The 19,160-nt window shown below is 67.1% G+C and carries 19 protein-coding genes; 15 read left to right on the plus strand and 4 right to left on the minus strand.

Translation table 11 applies throughout. The features are described from left to right. Positions 1–85: 85 nt before the first annotated feature. The 11 genes from GOY17_RS08900 (at position 86) to GOY17_RS08950 (ending at position 13,747) form a co-directional block, all read left to right on the plus strand. Positions 86–3,115 (plus strand): TonB-dependent receptor, encoded by a 3,030-nt coding sequence (locus GOY17_RS08900; RefSeq protein ID WP_157030104.1) that lies wholly within the window; start codon positions 86–88, stop codon positions 3,113–3,115. A 165-nt stretch (positions 3,116–3,280) separates the two neighbouring features. Next, positions 3,281–3,988: a SapC family protein gene (locus tag GOY17_RS08905; protein ID WP_157030105.1), complete on the plus strand. Its 708-nt coding sequence runs from the start codon at positions 3,281–3,283 to the stop codon at positions 3,986–3,988. Then, positions 3,972–4,991 (plus strand): cupin-like domain-containing protein, encoded by a 1,020-nt coding sequence (locus tag GOY17_RS08910; RefSeq protein ID WP_157030106.1) that lies wholly within the window; start codon positions 3,972–3,974, stop codon positions 4,989–4,991. The genes GOY17_RS08905 and GOY17_RS08910 overlap by 17 nt, the downstream gene beginning before the upstream one ends. Positions 4,992–5,000: 9 nt before the next feature. Further along, positions 5,001–6,524, plus strand: a complete 1,524-nt coding sequence (locus GOY17_RS08915; RefSeq protein WP_157030107.1) for a tryptophan halogenase family protein — start codon at positions 5,001–5,003, stop codon at positions 6,522–6,524. Positions 6,525–6,530: 6 nt separating this feature from the next. Continuing rightward, on the plus strand, positions 6,531–8,282 hold the full coding sequence (locus tag GOY17_RS08920; RefSeq protein WP_157030108.1) for a cellulase family glycosylhydrolase: 1,752 nt from the start codon (positions 6,531–6,533) through the stop codon (positions 8,280–8,282). A gap of 131 nt (positions 8,283–8,413) precedes the next feature. Beyond that, positions 8,414–9,265 (plus strand): STAS domain-containing protein, encoded by an 852-nt coding sequence (locus GOY17_RS08925; protein ID WP_115842180.1) that lies wholly within the window; start codon positions 8,414–8,416, stop codon positions 9,263–9,265. Between the two features lie 2 nt (positions 9,266–9,267). Continuing rightward, positions 9,268–9,630: an STAS domain-containing protein gene (locus GOY17_RS08930; RefSeq protein WP_157030109.1), complete on the plus strand. Its 363-nt coding sequence runs from the start codon at positions 9,268–9,270 to the stop codon at positions 9,628–9,630. A 4-nt stretch (positions 9,631–9,634) separates the two neighbouring features. After that, a complete protein-coding gene (locus tag GOY17_RS08935; RefSeq protein WP_181902772.1) occupies positions 9,635–10,030 on the plus strand; it encodes an anti-sigma regulatory factor in 396 nt (131 codons plus the stop codon). Further along, positions 10,021–10,998: a SpoIIE family protein phosphatase gene (locus tag GOY17_RS08940; RefSeq protein ID WP_157030110.1), complete on the plus strand. Its 978-nt coding sequence runs from the start codon at positions 10,021–10,023 to the stop codon at positions 10,996–10,998. Before GOY17_RS08935 ends, GOY17_RS08940 begins: the two co-directional genes overlap by 10 nt. A gap of 2 nt (positions 10,999–11,000) precedes the next feature. Then, on the plus strand, positions 11,001–11,858 hold the full coding sequence (locus GOY17_RS08945) for a sensor histidine kinase (RefSeq protein WP_157030111.1): 858 nt from the start codon (positions 11,001–11,003) through the stop codon (positions 11,856–11,858). Next, a complete protein-coding gene (locus tag GOY17_RS08950; RefSeq protein ID WP_157030112.1) occupies positions 11,855–13,747 on the plus strand; it encodes a hybrid sensor histidine kinase/response regulator in 1,893 nt (630 codons plus the stop codon). Before GOY17_RS08945 ends, GOY17_RS08950 begins: the two co-directional genes overlap by 4 nt. A 1-nt stretch (position 13,748) precedes the next feature. Here GOY17_RS08950 and GOY17_RS08955 read toward each other — a convergent pair whose 3' ends face one another. Further along, complete coding sequence (locus tag GOY17_RS08955) at positions 13,749–14,267, minus strand: gluconokinase (RefSeq protein ID WP_198173875.1); 519 nt, start codon at positions 14,265–14,267, stop codon at positions 13,749–13,751. A gap of 122 nt (positions 14,268–14,389) precedes the next feature. On the opposite strand from GOY17_RS08955, the gene GOY17_RS08960 reads away from it, so the two are divergent. Continuing rightward, positions 14,390–15,256, plus strand: coding sequence for an SDR family oxidoreductase (locus GOY17_RS08960; RefSeq protein ID WP_157030113.1), 867 nt, complete (start codon positions 14,390–14,392; stop codon positions 15,254–15,256). Positions 15,257–15,265: 9 nt separating this feature from the next. Here GOY17_RS08960 and GOY17_RS08965 read toward each other — a convergent pair whose 3' ends face one another. From GOY17_RS08965 to GOY17_RS08975, 3 genes are read right to left on the minus strand one after another with little or no spacing between them, the layout of a single operon-like run. Continuing rightward, entirely contained in the window at positions 15,266–16,114 is an 849-nt protein-coding gene (locus GOY17_RS08965) for an NAD(P)H-hydrate dehydratase (protein ID WP_157030114.1), read from the minus strand. Continuing rightward, entirely contained in the window at positions 16,111–16,875 is a 765-nt protein-coding gene (locus tag GOY17_RS08970) for a histidine phosphatase family protein (protein ID WP_425482297.1), read from the minus strand. Before GOY17_RS08970 ends, GOY17_RS08965 begins: the two co-directional genes overlap by 4 nt. A gap of 18 nt (positions 16,876–16,893) precedes the next feature. Continuing rightward, on the minus strand, positions 16,894–17,376 hold the full coding sequence (locus GOY17_RS08975; RefSeq protein WP_157030115.1) for a pyridoxamine 5'-phosphate oxidase family protein: 483 nt from the start codon (positions 17,374–17,376) through the stop codon (positions 16,894–16,896). Positions 17,377–17,649: 273 nt separating this feature from the next. On the opposite strand from GOY17_RS08975, the gene GOY17_RS08980 reads away from it, so the two are divergent. From GOY17_RS08980 to GOY17_RS08990, 3 genes are read left to right on the plus strand one after another with little or no spacing between them, the layout of a single operon-like run. Then, positions 17,650–18,171 (plus strand): hemerythrin domain-containing protein, encoded by a 522-nt coding sequence (locus GOY17_RS08980; protein WP_157030116.1) that lies wholly within the window; start codon positions 17,650–17,652, stop codon positions 18,169–18,171. Between the two features lie 20 nt (positions 18,172–18,191). After that, positions 18,192–18,689, plus strand: coding sequence for a hypothetical protein (locus GOY17_RS08985; protein ID WP_157030117.1), 498 nt, complete (start codon positions 18,192–18,194; stop codon positions 18,687–18,689). A gap of 10 nt (positions 18,690–18,699) precedes the next feature. Then, positions 18,700–19,155, plus strand: a complete 456-nt coding sequence (locus GOY17_RS08990) for a DUF421 domain-containing protein (protein WP_157030118.1) — start codon at positions 18,700–18,702, stop codon at positions 19,153–19,155. Positions 19,156–19,160: the final 5 nt, after the last annotated feature.

Here is a 19,160-nt window from a genome sequence, read left to right on the forward strand (position 1 = left end):
GTTCCAATCGGCCCGCACTTACTTTGCGGGCCTGTGTGGCGACACGCCTGCATCTTCTACGTCGTGAATTCTGGGAGGAGTTTCGATGAAGCAGTTGCGTGTCGCCCCCAAGCGAACACTGTTGACGTCCGCATTGCTGCTGGCACTGAGCCAGCCGCTTTACGCGCAGACCGCGCCCGCCGCCGAAGCGGGACAACGCACCGCCTCGGCGGACGAGGATGCCCGCACGCTCGACGCCGTCGTCGTGCAGGGCATCCGCGGAAGCCTGACCGGCTCGATGAACCTGAAACGCGACTCGCAGGGCGTCGTGGATGGCATCGTGGCTGAGGAAATCGGCAAGTTCCCCGATACCAACCTCGCCGAATCGCTGCAGCGCATCAGCGGTGTGTCGATCGACCGCACGCTGGGCGAAGGCTCGAAGGTGACGGTGCGCGGCATCGGGCCGGACTACAACATGGTGCTGCTCAACGGCCGGCAGATGCCGACCTCGGGCAACGCCAACGGCGCGGGCGTGTCGAACTCGCGCGCGTTCGACTTCGCCAACCTGGCGTCCGAAGCGATTTCCAGCGTCGAGGTCTACAAGACCAGCCGCGCCGACGTTCCGCCCGGTGGCATCGGCGCGACGATCAACATCCGCACGGCACGGCCGCTCGAATCGGAGCCGGTCATCAACGTCGGCCTGAAGGCGGTGCACGACACCTCCAACGGCAACCTGCCCAAGTCGCTGCAGGGCCACGACATCACGCCGGAAATCTCCGGCATCTTCAGCCAGCGCTATGCCGACGGCACGTTCGGCGTCGCGCTGACGGGCAGCTACCAGGAACGCGACTTCGGCTTCAGCCAGGCCGCCGTTCCGAATGGCTGGCGTCCGTTCCGCGGCGACGAGAACAACTGGGGCACGATCCCGCAGCCGGGCACGCCGGGCTCGGAGAACATCACCAACCGCCCGGGGCCGACCGACATCTATTCGGTCCCGCAGAACCTCAATTACAGCGTCAACGGCGTGCAGCGCCAGCGCACGAACGGCCAGCTGACGCTGCAGTGGGCGCCGGCGGACAACATCACCACGACGCTGGATTACACCTACGCCGAGAACAAGATCCAGCAGCAGCGCAACGAGCTGTCGGTGTGGTTCAACTTCGGCCCGTCGGTGACGTCCTGGACCGACGGCCCGGTCGCGGCGCCGATCTATTACTCGGAAATCATCAACCCGGCGACGTCCGACATCTCGATGGGCGGCATGCGCCTGGCGAACGTCAACAAGAACGAGTCGTTGGGCTTCAACGTCGACTGGCAGGTGTCCGACGCGCTCGACCTGCAGCTGGACTACCACAGCTCCTCTGCCGAAACGAAGCCGGACAGCCCGTGGGGTTCGGCGGGTGTGCTCGGCGTGGCGGCGTTCGTGCGCGGCACGACGTCGGTGGACTTCAGCAACTCGTTCCCGGTAGTGAACATCGCGTTGCCGCCGGGCGTGGCGGGCGTGGATCCGTCGCAGGCGCTGGTCACCGGTTCGGTGTTCCAGAACGCGTACTCCAAGTCCGAGATCGACCAGACGCAGCTCAAGGGCCGTTGGGAATTCGGCGAATACTCCGGCCTGGACTTCGGCGCGTCGTACACCGACGTCGACAACCGCACTGCGTACGGCTTCATGCAGCGCGACACATGGGGTGGCGTCGGCACGCCGGCGGACTACGACGACGACATCTGGTTCGCCGACAGCATGGGCCAGTACTTCGACCAGTTCGGTGGGCACAATTCGTCGAACTTCACCGACCGGTTCCTGCTGTTCGATTTCGACCGCCTGCGCAACCGCGCGGCCGAACTGACCGGGCGCCCGGACTGGTATCGCGCGCCGGACGAATTCAGCCGCGACCTGCGCACAAACGAGAAGTCCAGCGGCGCGTACCTGCAGTACACGACGAAGTTCGACTGGGAAATGCCGCTTAACGTGGCCGTCGGCGTGCGCTACGAGAAGACGGAAGTCACCTCGTCGGCGCTGGTGCCGGTGGCGACCGGCATCGCCTGGCAGTCGGCGAACGAGCTCAACCTGATCTTCGCCGACCCGGCCTTCGCGACGCTGAAGGGCGATTACGACTACTGGCTGCCCAACCTCGACCTCAACCTGGAGATCACCGACGCGGTGATCCTGCGCGGCAGCTACAGCCAGACCATCGGCCGGCCGGGCTGGGCGGATATCCAGGGCGGACGCACGCTCGACCAGATCGTGCGCGTGGACGGTGGCACCGGCACGCAGGGCGATCCCACGCTCAAGCCGCTGGTGTCGGACAACTTCGACCTGTCGCTGGAGTGGTACTACGGCGAGTCGAGCTACGTGTCGGCCGGCTGGTTCCGCAAGGACATCAAGAACTACATCGGCACCACGCAGATCATCGACGTGGGCGGCAGCGACGGCGCCACGCCGTTCAACCTGCACACGCCGGTGGGTGGCGCGTACTGGAACGCGGCGCTGGCGGGCGGCTGCATCCAGGCCGACGTGACCTGCATCCGCAACTACATCTTCGCCAACTTCAACGGCCAGCCCGGCGTGACGGCGACGGGGCAGGACGCGAACGGCAACTTCACCGGCACGATCAACGGGCTCGCCAGCGATCCGCTGGCATCGTTCAAGATCACCTCGCCGGCGAACCGCGAGGACTCGTCGCTGGACGGCTGGGAGTTCAACATCCAGCACATGTTCGGGCAGAGCGGGTTCGGCGTCTCGGCGAACTACACCATCGTCGACAGTCCGGACCTCAGCTACGACAACTACGTCATCGGCGGTCAGTTCGCGCTGGTGGGCTTGAGCGATTCGGCGAACCTGGTGCTGTTCTACGAGAAGGACGCCTGGCAGATCCGTACCGCCTACAACTGGCGCGACCAATTCCTGTCGGCGGTGTTCGACGGATCGGGCATCCCGAACCCGCAGTACGTGGACGATTACGGGCAGCTGGACATCAGCATCGGCTACAAGATCAACGACCAGATGACGGTGCAGTTCGAAGGCCTGAACCTCACCGACGAGACGATGCGAATCTTCGGTCGCCACGAGAACGAAGTGCTGTACGCGACGCAGTACGGGCCCCGCTACGTGCTGGGTTTCCGCTACAACTTCTGACGTCGCGGTCGGGCAGTGTCGCGCGGCCATCCGGTCGCGCGGCCAGGGAGCGGGCCGCCGCGCCACCGGCGGCCCGCTGTCTGGCCGGATGTGAGGCAGGATGCAACGATGGGCGGGGAGGGCGCGGCGTCGCCGAATCCCGCGAAGTTCGACCAAGAGGACGCAATGCCCAACCACGCAGCGCTCAACAACGTCGAACACCGCGATTTGCGGATCGACACCCGCCGCCTGGCGGCGCTCGGCGACGACGTGATGTGCGCGGCGACCTTTCCCGCTGAATTCCGCAACGTGCAGTCGCATTACCCGATCGTGTTCCGCCGCACGGGTGAGGGCGCGTTCCAGCCGGTCGCGCTGTTCGGATTCAGCGAAGGCGACAACCTCTTCCTCGACGGCGGCCATTGGGACGCCACGTACATTCCGCTCGCCATCGAGCGCCAGCCGTTCCTGATCGGCCGCGATGGCGAAGCGCTGACCGTGCACGTCGACCTCGACCACCCGCGTACGAAGGCGGGGCAGGGCGAAGCGCTGTTCCGCGAACACGGCGGCACCACGGATTACCTCGAGCGCGTCACCTCGGTCCTGCTGGCGTTGCATGATGGCCTCGCGTCGGTGCCGGCATTCGTCGATACACTGCAGAAGCACGCCCTGCTGGAATCGTTCGTGATCGATATCGAGCTGCCCGGCGGCGCCGTCAACCGCTTCGGCGGATTCCACACGATCCATGAAGAACGCCTGCGTGCGCTCGATGCGGCCGCGCTGGACGAACTGCATCGCGCCGGCTTCCTCGAGCCGATCTACATGGCCGTCGCGTCGGTGTCGCAGTTCCGCGCGCTCATCGAGCGGCTCAACCGGCGCCATGCTGCCGGGCGCTAGCCCCATCGCCGAACGCGCGGACGTCGACGTTCGCGCGATCCCGGACGCGCTGCTCGCGTCGGGCGAACCCGTCGTGCTGCGCGGACTGGTCGCGGACTGGCCGATGGTGCGCGCGGCGCGCGACTCGGCCGAAGCGGCTGTCGCCTACCTGCGGGCGTTCGAACGGCGCGACGCTCCGCCGGTGGTCGCGACGATCGGCCCGCCCGACATCGGCGGCCGGTTCTTCTACAACCACGACCTGAGCGGTTTCAATTTCCGCCAGGAGAACGTGCCGCTCGGCGTGGTGCTCAACACGCTGCTGAAGTACGCGACGGAAGAACACCCGCCCGCGATCTACGTCGCCTCCACGACCATCGACACGTGGCTGCCCGGTTTCCGCGCGCACAACGACATTCCGTTCGGCGCGCGCGAACCGCTGGCGAGCGTGTGGATCGGCAATCGCACGCGCATCGCGGCTCACCAGGACGTTCCGGACAACCTGGCCTGCGTGGTCGCGGGGCATCGCCGGGTCACGCTGTTTCCGCCGGAGCAACTGCCGAATCTGTACGTCGGGCCGCTCGACCACACGCCGGCCGGGCAGCCGATCAGCCTCGTCGATTTCGCCGCTCCGGACCTGCAGAAATTCCCGCGTTTTGCCGAAGCCTGTCGCCATGCGCGCACGGCGCTGCTGGAGCCGGGCGACGCGGTGCTCATTCCCAGCATGTGGTGGCACCACATGGAAGGGCTGGACGCATTCAACGTGCTGGTCAACTACTGGTGGCGGCAGTCGCCGGCGTGGATGGACACGCCGATGAACGCGCTGATGCTGGCGATCATGACCGTGCGCGACCTGCCGCCGGAACAGCGCGCGATCTGGGACGACATCTTCCGCCATTACGTCTTCGCGCCCGGCGAGGCCACCGCCGATCACATTCCCGACGACGCCCGGCGCGTGCTCGCGCCGATGGACGAAGCACGTGCGCGCTCACTGCGCGCCCGCCTGCTGCAACGACTCAACCGCTGAGGATTCCGCATGAGCGAGACCGACATCCGCACCCGTCCCATCCGACGCGTCGTCATCGCCGGCGGCGGCACCGCGGGCTGGATGGCCGCGGCGGCGCTGTCGCGCACGCTGGGCAAGGTGCTCGACATCACGCTGGTGGAGTCGGAGGAAATCGGCACCGTGGGCGTGGGCGAGGCAACGATCCCGACGCTGGTGACCTTCCACCGCCTGCTCGAGATCAACGAGCAGGAATACATGTCGGCGGTGAAGGGCACCATCAAGCTGGGCATCTCGTTCGAGAACTGGCTCGACAAGGGCCATCGCTACATCCATTCCTTCGGCGTCAGCGGCAAGGATCACTGGTCGGCGGGCTTCCAGCATTTCTGGCTGCGTGGGCAAAAACTGGGCATCGCCAGCGGCTACGAGGATTACTGCGTCGAACTGAAGGCGGCGCTGCAGGACAAGTTCGCGCACCTGCCGCGCGGCGGCATCAACTACGCGTACCACATGGACGCGAGCCTCTACGCGCGCTACCTACGCACGCTCAGTCAGGGGCACGGCGCGCGTCGCGTGGAAGGCAAGATCGTCGAAGTCGTGAAGGACGACGCATCGGGCTTCGTCACCGCGGTGAAACTGGCCGACGGCTCGATGCTGGAAGGCGATCTGTTCATCGACTGCACGGGCTTCCGCGCACTGCTCATCGGGCAGGCGCTGGGCGTGGGATTCACCGACTGGTCGCACTGGCTGTTCAACGACAGCGCGCTGGCGACGCAGACCACCGCCGTTCGCGACGCCGTGCCGTACACGCGTGCGATCGCCGGCAGCGCCGGCTGGCAGTGGCGCATTCCGCTGCAGCACCGCATGGGCAACGGCATCGTCTATTCCAGCCGTTTCATGAGCGATGACGAGGCGCGGCACGACTTCCTGTCCAGCGTCGAAGGCGAGGTGATCAAGGACCCATGGCCGATCCGCTTCAAGCCCGGCCAGCGCCAGAAGTCGTGGGAGAAGAACGTCGTCGCGCTCGGGCTGGCCGGCAGCTTCATCGAGCCGCTGGAGTCGACCACGATCCACCTCATCCAGCGCGGCATCGTGCACCTGCTGCGGATGTTCCCGCAGGTCATCGCGCAGCCGGACATCGACCAGTACAACGCGCAGCTCGATTCGGAACTGGCGCACGTGCGCGACTTCGTCGTGATGCACTACAAGCTCACCAACCGCCGCGACACGCCGTACTGGCAGGCCGTGCAGGACATGGAGATGCCGGCCACGCTGAAGCACCGCATCGACCTGTTCCGCGAAACCGGCAAGGTCTTCCGCAGCTCGGAGGAACTGTTCGCCGAGAATTCGTGGATCCAGGTGATGATGGGGCAGGGCGTGATGCCGCAGCAGTACCACCCCACGGCCGACGTCATGAGCGAGCCGGACCTGCGGCGCTTCCTCGATGACATCCGCACGCACGTGGACAACACCGTGCGCCAGCTGCCGCCGCACCAGGCCTACATCGACCAGTACTGCCCGGGCGTGCGCGCACCGGAGCCGGCCGCCGCGGGCTGAGCACGCATGGGCGCGCTGCGGAAGGCCGGCGTCGTCCCGATCCGCCACGGTCATGTCGCACGCGCGGCGGCGTGGTTGCTGGCGGCCTTCAGCGCGTTCGCGACGACGCCGTCGATGGCGGGCGGTTTCCTTCGTGTCGACGGCACGCGCATCGTCGATGAGCGCGGCGAGCCGGTGATCCTGCGCGGCGTCGGCCTCGGTGGCTGGATGCTGCAGGAAGGCTACATGCTGGAGATGCCCGGTCCGGGGACGCAGCGCTCGATCCGCGCGCGGATCGTCGATCTGATTGGCGAAGCGAAGGCCGAGGCGTTCTACCAGGCCTGGCGCGACAACCACGTCACCAAGGCCGACATCGATGCGCTGGCCGCGTGGGGCTTCAACCACGTGCGCCTGCCGATGCATTACGCGCTGTACACCGCGCCCGTGTCGGAAGAGCCGGTGCCGGGGCAGCAGACGTGGCGCGAGGAAGGCTTCCGCCGCACCGACGAACTGCTGTCGTGGCTGAAGGCCAACGGCATGACGCTGGTGCTCGACCTGCACGCCGCGCCGGGCGGGCAGGGTAACGACCTCAACATCGCCGATCGCGATCCCGCTGCGCCCTCGCTGTGGGACGACGCCGCGAACCGCGACAAGATGGTCGCGCTGTGGCGTCGCCTCGCCGAACGTTACAAGGACGAACCGGCTGTCGCCGCGTACGACATCCTCAACGAGCCGAACTGGGGCTTCCACGACGCGGCCGACCGCAACGGCTGCATGGAATCCGGCAACGCGCCGCTTCGCGAACTGCTGCAGCGGACCACGCGCGCGATCCGCGAAGTCGACACGCGCCACATCGTCATCGTCGAAGGCAACTGCTGGGGCAACAATTACCGCGGCGTGCTCGACGCGGGCCCGTGGGACGACAACCTCGTCGTCAGCTTCCACAAATACTGGAACGGCACGGGGCGCGACAGCCTCGCCGAGGTGCTCGCACTGCGCGATCGCTGGAAGGTGCCGCTGTACCTGGGCGAAACCGGCGAGAACTCGAACGACTGGTACGCGCGAACGGTGGCGCTCGCGGAAGGCGAGGGCATCGGCTGGGCCGCCTGGCCGCTGAAAAAGATCCGCTATAACAATCCGCTGCAGATCGAGCCCAATGCGGGATACGCGCAACTGCTGGCGTACTGGGCCGGCAATGGCAAGCGGCCGACAGCCGATGAGGCGGAGCGCGCGCTCATGACGCTGGCCACGCGCGATATGCGCTTCGAACACAACCTTGTCCATCCCGATGTCGTCGATGCCTGGCTGCGTGCGCCGCATGCGGACCGCGCCGTCCCATTACGCGACCATCGCATCGGCCACGACGGCGGCATCGTGGCCGCCGTGGATTTCGACATGGGACGTGACGGCGTCGCGTACCACGACACGACTTCCGCGAACGAGAGCGGAAAGCCGCGCATCGACTGGAACCCCGGCGAGGGCTATCGCAACGATGGCGTCGACTTGGGACGCGACGCGAGCGGCTGGCGCGTCGTCGACATGCAGCCCGGCGAATGGATGCAGTACACGATCGCGGTCGATCGCGCCGGCACGTATGCGCTGGATCTCGACGGTCGCGGCACGGTGAGGCTCCGTGTCAACGGCACGACGCCGGTCGAGCTCCGCGTCGGCGAACCGGTCGACATTCCGCTGCTTGCAGGTCGCAACACGCTCCTCATCGAGGCGCTGGTTCCCGACATGGAGCTTCGCGCCCTGCATTTCTCCGCAGCGTCCAGGTAGGCGCTTACGTTTGCGGATCGCCTGAGACCGGAAAGGGGGCGGCATCGGGATCAGATCTCCCGCGAACGTCGCGTCAATGGGACGTATTCGCCGTGTGATAAGGTCTGCGTCCATTTCCCAGGGGGTACCGGATGAACCTGCACGAGCTGTTCCTGACCGAGAAGGACGCGATCCGGTCGGGCTGGATCCAGGAGTTGCAGCGGGTCTCCGGCAACCTTGCCGGCCGGGTCAGCCAGGCCGACCTGATGAAGCGTGCCGACGAGATGAGCGGCCTGCTGGTGCAGGCGCTCCAGTCGTCTGGCGGCAACACCGTCGACACCGTGGACTTCACGATCCTGGACCGCTTCTTCGACGAGTTCGCCCGCGACCGCGTCGAGCAGGGATTCAATTCGGAAGAGACGGCGACGTTCGTCTTCACCCTGAAACGCCCGTTGTTCGAGCGCATCCAGGCCCGCACGGCGGGTGATGCACAGGCCATGGCGCAGCTGTCGTGGGACGCGACCGAGCTGGTCGACCGCCTTGGCCTGCGCGCGGTGAGCGCATTCCAACGCATGCGCGAAGCGGTGATCGAGCGCCAGCAGCACGAGCTGCTCGAACTGTCCACGCCCGTGGTCAAGCTGTGGAAGGACGTCCTGGCGCTGCCGATCATCGGCACGCTGGACAGCAACCGCACCCAGATCATGATGGAGACGCTGCTCACGCGCATCGCGGAGACCGAAGCGGCCATCGCGATCATCGACATCACCGGCGTGCCGACGGTCGACACGCTGGTCGCGCAGCACCTCATCAAGACGGTCACCGCGATCCGGCTGATGGGCGCGGACTGCATCATCAGCGGCGTTCGCCCGCAGATCGCGCAGACCATCGTCCACCTGGGCGTGGACCTGGGCGAGGTGACCACCAAGGCGAACCTCGCCGACGCGCTGGCGCTGGCACTGAAGCGCACCGGCGTGCGCGTGGTGTCGGGCGGCGAGGCCGCCTGACCATGGAGCGGATTCCGATCCTCCGCATGGGGGACCTGCTGCTCGTGACGATCCAGGTCGATCTCCACGACCAGGTCGCCATGCAGTTGCAGAACGACCTCACCAGCGAGATCGAACGCATCAACGCAAAGGGCGTCGTGATCGACATCTCCGCGCTGGAGATGGTCGATTCCTTCATCGGGCGCCTCATCGCCGACACGTCGTCGATGGCCCGCGTGCTGGATGCCGAGACGGTCGTGGTCGGCATGCGCCCGGCGGTGGCGATCACGCTGGTCGAGCTGGGCGTGGCGATGCCGGGCGTGCGCACCGCGCTCAATGTCGAGAAGGGCATGGCGTTGCTGATGCAGTCGCGGCGGGAGGACTGACCCGGTGACGTCCGGAACGATGCCGCTCCGCAGCGAACAGGACATCGTGTCCGCGCGCCAGGCCGTGCGGAAATGGTGCGTGGAGCTCGGCTTCTCGCTGGTGGACCAGACCAAGATGGTCACCGCCGCGAGCGAGCTCGCGCGCAACACGCTGATTTACGGCGGTGGCGGCGAGATGCAGTGGTCGCACGGTGCGCAGGCCGCCCGCCGCACCCTGACGCTCACCTTCGCCGACGAAGGGCCGGGCATCCCCGACCTCGACCTCGCGCTGACCGATCGCTGGACGTCGGGGAACGGACTCGGGCTCGGCCTGTCCGGCGCCAAGCGCCTGGTCCAGGAATTCAACATCGACACCCGACCCGGAGCCGGCACGCGCGTCACCATCAGCCGATGGAAATGATCCGCGACGGCGGCCTCTGGCGTCACACCGAAATCGACGACGCGACGCAGGTCGGGGCCGCGCGCCGGCAGGTGGCGCTGGCCTGCGCCGACGCCGGCGTTGCCGACGAGCTGACCGGCAAGGCGCTGATCGTGGCGGTCGAACTGGCGACGAACCTGCACAAGCACGCGCGCCGCGGCGCGTTGTTCGTGAAGGCGGCGTCGGCGAACACAATCGACCTGGTGTCGGTCGATCACGGCCCGGGCATGGACCTGCAGCAATGCTTCGTCGACGGGTTCTCGACCAGCCACACCCACGGCACCGGCCTGGGCGCGGTGCGTCGGCTGTCGGCGGCGTTCGACGCGTATACCGATCCTTCGGGCAGTGTCGTGTTCGCGCGCGTGGGCGTCGTCCCGGCGGGGCTGGAATACGGCTCGCTGGCCGTTGCGATCCGCGGCGAATCGGTCAGCGGGGACCAGTGGGCGCTGCGCGCGGACGAGGGCGGCTGGACGCTGGTGATGGCCGACGGCCTCGGCCACGGCCCACAGGCGCACGAGGCCTCGGCGTTCGTCGGACCGATCGCGGACATCGACACCTCGCCTTCGCTGCAGCTGCAGCGGGCGAACGACCTCAGTCGCGGAACGCGCGGCAGCGCCGCCGCCGCTTTGCGTTGCCGCACCGCGCAGGCCGCGCTCGACTACGCGTCGGTCGGCAACCTGCACTGCGTGGTGCAGCGGCGCGAGCAGGCGCAGGTGCTGCCCGGCCAGAACGGCACCGTCGGCGGCGCGTTCCCCGCGATGAAGCAGCAGCAGGTCGCAGTGGAACCGCGGGGACTGGTCGTCGTGCACACTGACGGCCTGAGCGGGCGCTGGTCGCTGGATCGTTACCCCGGCCTTCGCATCCGGCACCCGCAGGTCGTCTGCGGCGTGTTGTTCCGCGACTGCAATCGACACCGCGACGACGCCACGGTCGTCGCCATCCGGAGTTGACCATGGGCGGAACCGAAGAGGAACTGGCCAACGCTCAGCGCGAGATCGCCATGCTGCGCGAGGAGCTGGCCGAGACGAACCAGGGCGTGCTGGCGCTATACGCCGAACTCGACGACAAGGCCGAGGAACTGCGGCAGGTCTCGGACCTGAAGAGCCGGTTCCTGTCCTACATGAGCCACGAATTCCGCACGCCGCTGGTGTCGATCCAGAGCATGGCGCGCCTGCTGCTGGAGCGCTTCGACGGCCCGCTGTCGGAGGAGCAGGAGCGCCAGGTCGCCTTCATCCAGTCCTGCTCGGCCGAGATGAGCGGGATGGTCGACGACCTGCTCGACCTCGCCAAGGTCGAGGCCGGACGCATCACGATCTCGCCGGACTGGTTCGAGCTGATCGACCTGTTCGCGGCGCTGCGCGGCATGTTCAAGCCGATCGCGACCTCGGCCGCCGTGGAGGTCGTGTTCGAGGAACCCGACGGCGTGCCGGCGCTGTTCTCGGACAACCAGAAGGTCGCGCAGATCCTGCGCAATTTCATATCGAACGCACTGAAGTTCACCGAGGCGGGAACCATCACCATTTCGGCACGGTCCGAACCCGACAATCACGTCCGTCTTTCCGTCGCCGACACCGGACCCGGGATCGCCGAGCATGACCTTCCCAACCTCTTCGTCGAGTTTTCCCAGGTGCGTTCGCTGAGGACGCCCGCCTGGCGCGGGACCGGGCTCGGGTTGTCGGTCTGCAAGCGGTTCGCCGAACTGCTCGGCGGCCGGGTCGAAGTGGAAAGCCGCCTCGGCGAGGGCTCGGTGTTCTCGGTCGTCCTGCCGGTCAAGGGGCCTGTGGAGGAACTGGCGGAGCCCGCCGAATGATGGCGAACGCGCACCTGCTGGATCGCCCGGTACTGCTCGTCGACGACACCAACGCGACGCGATACGCGACGCGACGCATGCTCACGGCCAACGGCATGGAGGTGATCGAGGCGGTCACCGGCGAGGAAGCGCTGCGGCTCGCATCGGGCTGCGATGCGGTGGTGCTCGACGTGAACCTGCCCGACCTGGACGGGTTCGAAGTGTGCCGCCGGCTGCGTGCCGATCCGGCCACGCAGTCGCTGCCGGTGCTGCACCTCAGCGCGCAGCACATGCAGGACTCCGACAAGGTCGTCGGCCTGGAGGCCGGCGGTGATGCCTACCTGACGCATCCGGTAAGTGCCGGCGTGCTGGTGGCGACGATCAACGCGCTCGTGCGCGCACGCAAGGCCGAACGGGCGCAGATGAGCCTGCGCGCCCAGCTGGCGTCCGTCATCGACAGCGCGCCGGTCGCCATCGCGGTGTTCAACGCCGCGGGCGAGCTGACGCTCGGCAACGACGCGTTCCGCGACTACGCCGGCTCGCTTTCGGTCGAGCAGCGAGCGCTGCCGGAATTCCTGTCGGCCTCCTTCCACGCCGTGCGCGGCGGCAGCGGACCGCTGCGCGGCACCGCGACGCTGGAACGACCGGGACGTCCCACGGCGTTCATGGAATGGCGCGTGGGCCTGGTGGACGAGGAAAGCGTCGTCGTGGTGCTGGCCGACCGCACGGTCGAGCACACCCTGGGCCTGGAACGCGAGAGCCTGCTCGCACGCGAGCGCGCGGCACGCTCCGAGGCCGAGACCGCCTACCAGACCAAGGACGCCTTCCTCGCGCTGGTCTCGCACGAGCTGCGCAATCCGCTGAACACGATCTCGATGTGGTCCTCGATGCTGCAGCGCCCCGACGCGCGTGTGCACCTGGACCAGGGTCTCACGGCGATCGAGCGCAGTGCGCACCTGCAGGCGCGCCTGCTCGGCGACCTGCTGGACGTGGCGCGTGCCAGTTCGGGCAAGCTGACGGTCACCACGACGCCGACGGATCTCGCCGCGGTGTTGCGTGACGTGGTGGCATCGGTCGACGAAATGGCGGCGCAGCGCCAGATCGCCATCGAAACGGACATCGACATTCCGTACGCGGTGCTGGGCGACGCGCCGCGCCTACACCAGATCGCGTGGAACCTGCTGTCAAACGCGATCAAGTTCTCCGAACCCGGCGGCGTGGTGAAAGTCACACTCGCCGACGAAGACGGGCACGCCGTGCTGTCGGTGCACGACGACGGCGTCGGCTTCGATCCGGACGATGCGGCGCTGCTGTTCGAGCGGTTCCGCCAGGCCGCGCATTCGCGACCGTCCAGCGCGGGCGGACTGGGCCTGGGACTGTCGATCGTGCGCGAACTGGTGCTGCTCCACGGCGGCACCGTGACCGCGTGGAGTCCCGGCCTCGGGCAGGGCGCGCGCTTCGACGTGCGCATTCCGCTCACGCACGCGCACGCCGACGAACAGGCGACGGCCAGCCCGGCGGCACTGTCGGCGCGCGACATCCTGGTCATCGAGGACGAGGTCGAAACGCGCCGGCTCATGAAGCTCGCGTTCGAGGAACACGGCGCGACGGTCCGTGACGTGGGTTCGGCCGAGCTCGCGCTGAACCTGCTCGGCGAGCGGCGTTTCGACCTGATCGTGTCCGACGTCGGCCTGCCGTTCATGGACGGATTCTCGCTGATGCAGACCTTGCGCCGCACCGAAGGCCCGAACCGGGACGCGCCCGCCATCGCGGTCACCGCCTACGCGCGCGATACCGACGTGGAGCGCAGTCGCGAAGCGGGGTTCGATGCGCACGTCAGCAAGCCGGTCGACATCGCCGGCCTGCTGCGGCGCGTGGCCACGCTGCTTTCCGAACGCGGCGGCGCGTAGGTCAGGCCCCGGGCGACGCGTCGAGCAACGCGATCGCCCGTTCCAGCACCTGCGCAGGCGTTCCGCCGACTTCGACGCGGATGACGTCCGCCTCGCCGACGGGCTCTTCCAACGCTTCGTACTGGCTGGCGAGCAGGGCAGCGGGCATGAAGTGGCCGAGCCGGCTTTCGAGCCGCCCGGCGACCGTCGCAGGCGGCGCATCCAGATAGACGAAACGCATCGGCACGCCGCAGTCGCGCAGGCGTTGGCGATGGATCGCGCGCAGCCCGGAAAACGCCAGCACGCTCGACGATCCGCGAGATGCGAGCGCCTGCAGCTGCCGCCCGAGTTCGGCGACCCAAGGCTCGCGCTGCGCGTCCATCAACGGCACCCCCGCGGCCATCTGCGCCTTCGCGTCGTCGGCGTGGAAATCGTCCGCGTCGAGGAACACATACCCGTAATGCCGGGCGAGCCCGAGCGCGACCGTGCTCTTGCCGCTGCCGGCCACGCCGATGACCACGATCGCGTTTGCATGGGGCATTGCGTTTGTCGCTCCGCGTGGGGTTGCGCGTAAAGGCCACGTGTCCGACAGGGCCTGCTTCCTTCTCGTCGGCTTACGCGCGAACCGGAATAGTCATGCGACCTACCTACATGACTTCGACCATGACCGTACCCGATTATCCGCGTCCTCCGTTCAAACCCCAGCAACAGTCCTTCCCCGGCAAGACCGACAAGATGGATCCGCGCCCCGACCATGGCGAGGACAGCTACGTCGGTCACGGGCTGCTTGCCGGCAAGAAGGCGCTGATCACCGGCGGCGACAGCGGTATCGGTGCCGCCGTGGCGATCGCATTCGCGCGCGAAGGCGCGGACGTGGCGATCGTGCATCTTCCGACCGAAGAGAAGGACGCCCGGCGCATTCTTGAACTCGTGAAGAAGGCGGGCGTGGACGGCGTCGCGCTCGCGTGCGACATCAGCGATCCGGAGCTCGCGGCCAAGACCGTCGAAGCAGTCGCCGAACGCTTCGGCCGCATAGACGTGCTCGTGAACAACGCGGCGTACCAGAAGTATTACGAGTCGATGGAGGAAATCACGCTGGAAGAGTGGGCCAAGCACTTCAACACCAACGTGCACGCGCCGTTCAACCTCGTCCGCCTCGCGCTGCCGCATATGCAGGAAGGCGCTTCCGTGATCAACACCGCGTCGGTGCAGTCGAAGAAGCCGTCGCCGAATATCCTGCCGTACGCGGCGACCAAGGGCGCCATCGCGAACATGACCGTCGGCCTGGCCGGACTGCTCGCCGAGAAGAAGATCCGCGTGAACGCCGTGCTGCCCGGACCGATCTGGACGCCGTTCATTCCCGCCGGCATGGCGCCGGAAGAAGTCGAAACGTTCGGCGAACAGACCCCGTTCAAGCGTCCCGGCCAGCCCGTCGAACTGGCGTCGGCCTACGTCATGCTCGCGGCGGATACATCCAGCTACACCTCGGGCGCGCTGCTGACGGTGTCGGGCGGCGCCGCGACCCTGTAATCGCAGTCGCTACTGGCCGGCATGCTCCCGGAGCAGGGCGGGGAGCATCGCCGGCAGATCGCGCGCGAGCAGTCCGACATCGGCGACGTCGCGTTCGAACCGGCGCCCCGCGAGTCCGTGCAGGTACACGCCCCACTGCGCGGCGACGAGCGGATCGGCACCGCGGGCCGCCAGCCCGCCGATGATGCCCGCGAGCACATCGCCCGAACCCGACGTCCCCAGCGCGATGCTGCCGCCGGTGTGCACCCAGGCGCTTTTACCATTCGCGCTGACATGCGTGGTCGCGCCCTTCAGCACGACGATGCATCCGGTCTGCTCGCTGTAGCGTTGGGCGACCTGCGCTGGATCCTTCTCAATTTCCTCGATCGGCAGGCCGGTGACGGAGGCCATTTCGCCGGCGTGCGGGGTCACGATGCATCGCGCGGTCGCCCCTTCGATCGCTTCCACCGCGCTCAGCGCGCCGGCGTCGAGTACGAGCGTTCCGCGGGATTCGCGCGCAAGCGCACCGACGATCTCCAGCCATTGCGGAGTAGGGTCGCAACCCGGCCCGACGATCAAGGCGTCCGCACGCCGCGCCGCTTCAAGCAGAGCGTCGCTTGCGACCGCGATGTCGCCGTTCGCTGTTTCTTCGAGCGAGATCACGCGTGCTTCCGGCATCGCGATGCCGAGCTGCCGTGCGACCGACGCCACCGTCGCGAACTGCAACTTTCCCGCACCCACGCGCAACGCGGCCATGCCGGCGAGCAGCACGGCACCGGGAATCTCCGCCGAGCCGCCGATGACCAGCACGCGGCCGCGGCCTTCCTTCCCGGCCGTTTCGTCCACCGGAGGCAGCGGGTATTGGGGCTTGTTGGTCACTTCGGTCCCACCGGACGGTCGGGCGCACGCGTGACGGCGGCTTCCTCCACCAGCTCGGGCGCGACGAAATTGGCGCGCTGCAGGCAGAAGCGCGCCTCGTCGCTCGCACCGGTGAGCGCATATTCGGTGACGCCGCAGTTGGGAACGTCGGCCTTCGCGTCGATCGCGAGGATGGTCTGCTCGTCCATGCATTCGAGCAGGTAACGGAAGCAGTTCACGATCACCTGGTGCGCGACGATGATGACGCGATCGCCGACGTGGTCGCGGCGCAGCACCTCGACGACGCTGCGCAGGCGGAGGATGACGTCGCACCAGCTCTCGCCGCCGGGCGGACGGAAATAGAACTTGCCCACGCGCCTTCGCTGCTCGGCAAGTTCGGGGAAGGTCTCGATGATGCCGCGCGTGGTGTAGCGGTCGAGTACACCGAATTCCTTCTCGCGAAGCCGCTCGTCCATGCTGATCTCGTCCGGATCCTTGCCGAGCGCGTTCGCGATCGCGCGGCAGGTGTCCATTGAGCGCACGAAGGGCGAGCTGTAGTAGCAGGTCGGCCGCAAATGCGGCGGTTGCGACGAGAACCAATGCGCGAGGGCTTCGGCCTGCTGCTGGCCCAGCTGCGACAGCGGCGTGTCCGCGTCGCGCGTCTGGATGTCGATCAGACCCAGCCCGCGCGCTTCGGCGTCATCGCGCGCGGCGTTGCCGGCGCTCTGGCCATGCCGCACGATCCACAGGCGCTCGGGCCAGTCGGAATGCTTCAGGCTCAAGATCGGCGGCCTCCGCGATCAGAGATCGACCTTCGCCACCTTGTCGTCGTAATCCTGTTTCGGATCGCGACCCATCAGCAGCTTGAGGCCCGCCACGAGGCTGTGCTCGTTCAGCCAGATCTCCGCTTCGGCCGGCGTGAAGCGCAGCAGGATGAGTTTGGGGTCGTCCTTGCCGCCCTCGTACCACGCGGCGATGAACGCGTTCCAGAGGCGATCCACCACGTCGCGGTCGAGGATGGTCTGCACGGTGCCGCCGATCGTCGCGAACAGTTCGTGGCCCTTGGACGCGAACGCGCAGAACGCGGGCATGGGCGCGGCCGCCTGCTGTGCCAGTTCGTTCTCGGTCGAGGTGAAGAACCAGATCTCGCCCGGCGTCTGCTTGTCGAGCAGCGCGGTCATCGGGCGCGAATGGCCGGCGGGATCGGAGGTGAGCCCGAGCATCACGGTGCGATCGGATTCGATGTGGTCCCACAGCTTTCGCTCGAACTTTCGGTCGTCCATTTCTGTGCCTGCCTGAATGAGTTCACGACACGCTACGAAACGCGCGGTGGGAGAGCGGTGAACGCGCGATCAGGCGACGGAGCTGCACGCGAGACGACCCCGCGACTTCGATCAACGTGGACGACGCGGTCGCACCAGGCTCATCCATAACGTCGATGGCGATCGTGGCTCGCGCGTTGTCGTCGAGAACGCGTGACGAGCACAACGTCCACGCGACATCCACCGGCGAATTGCGATGTTGCAGGAACCCACCCCATCGGCAGGCGACAAACAATGGCACGAGATATCCTGAAGACCCTCAAGGCCGAGCACGACGAGCTGCGCGAGCTCTTCGCCGAACTCAAGGAAACCACCGACCGCGGCGTCAAGAAGCGCGAAGGGCTCCTCGAGAAGATCGAGGCCTCGCTGCTTCCGCACGCGAAGTGGGAAGAGAAGGTGTTCTACCCCGCATTCAAGGAACGCGCCGACCGCGACGGCATCCAGACCTACGCCGAGGCGCTGACCGAGCACCACGCGGTGGAGAACACCGTGATTCCGGAAGTCCACGCGGCCGATCCGGGCACGCCCGAGTTCGCCGGTCGCACCAAGGTGTTCGGCGAGTTCATCGACCACCACGCCAAGGAAGAAGAAAAGACCATGTTCAAGATGGCGCGCGAACTGTTCACTGCGGAAGAGCGCGCCCAGTTCGACGAGGACTACGAGGAATGGAAGCAGTCCGACGCGGCGGCCGCGCTGATCGCCGGCGAAAAGGCGAAGGCGGGCGTCAAGGGCGCCGTGAAGTCGATGACCCAGTAAACCGGGCAGGGACGCTGCCGATGACAGGGACGAACGAGGATTTCGACAAGGTAATGCGTCATCACCGCAAGGCCTGGCGCGTCGAGCGGGTCGCGTGGTTCGTCATCGCGCTGACGCTCGCTGCCGCGCTGTTAGGCGCATTCGGCGGTGGCGTGCTCAGCGAGGCGCAGGTCGGCTCCAGGCAGACGGTCACGATCGAGTACGACCGCCTGCTCCGTTCGAGCGCGCCGTCATTGATGCGCTTCCACGTGCATCCGTCGCTTCGCCGAGACGGTGCCGTGCGGTTGCGCATCGACCGCGCGATCGTGTCGCGGATGGAGATCGAGTCGATCGTGCCCCAGCCGCTGAGCCAGGCCAGCGGCGCGGACTACACCGAGTTCGTCTTCGACGTGGCGCCGGGCGAGTCGCCGGCGACCATCGACCTGCGTTACCGGCCGTCGACCTTCGGCCGGATGCGCGGCGAGGCGTCGATCGCCGGCGAACACGCGCTGGCGATCGACCAGTTCGTCTACCCATGAGGAGGCCATCATGGAATCCGTGATCCGCGGCATGACGATCTACATCTTCCTGTGGCTGATCTTCCGCATTTCCGGAAAGCGCACGTTGGCGGAGACGTCGCCGTTCGAGCTGATCCTGTTGCTCATCATCTCGGAAGTGACCAACGAGGCGATGGTCGACAGCGATCACTCGATCACCAACGCCATCCTGCTGATCATGACGCTGACGGGCATGAGCATCGCGCTGTCGGTTGCGAAGCACTACTGGCCGTGGGCGAGCCGCGTGCTGGAAGGCATGCCGCTTCCGCTGGTGCGCGATGGCAGGATGCTGAAGGAGAACATGGACAAGTCGCGCGTGGACGAGGAGGAGATCCTGATGGCGGCCCGCCACACGCAGGGCATCGACCGGATGGAAGACATCAAGGACGCGACCGTGGAGAACGACGGAAACATCTCCGTCATTCCCCGTTCGAAGCAGGACGGCTGATCGGG

Origin of the sequence: Lysobacter soli (assembly GCF_009755585.1) — a bacterium.
Classification (GTDB): Bacteria; Pseudomonadota; Gammaproteobacteria; order Xanthomonadales; family Xanthomonadaceae; genus Lysobacter_J; species Lysobacter_J soli.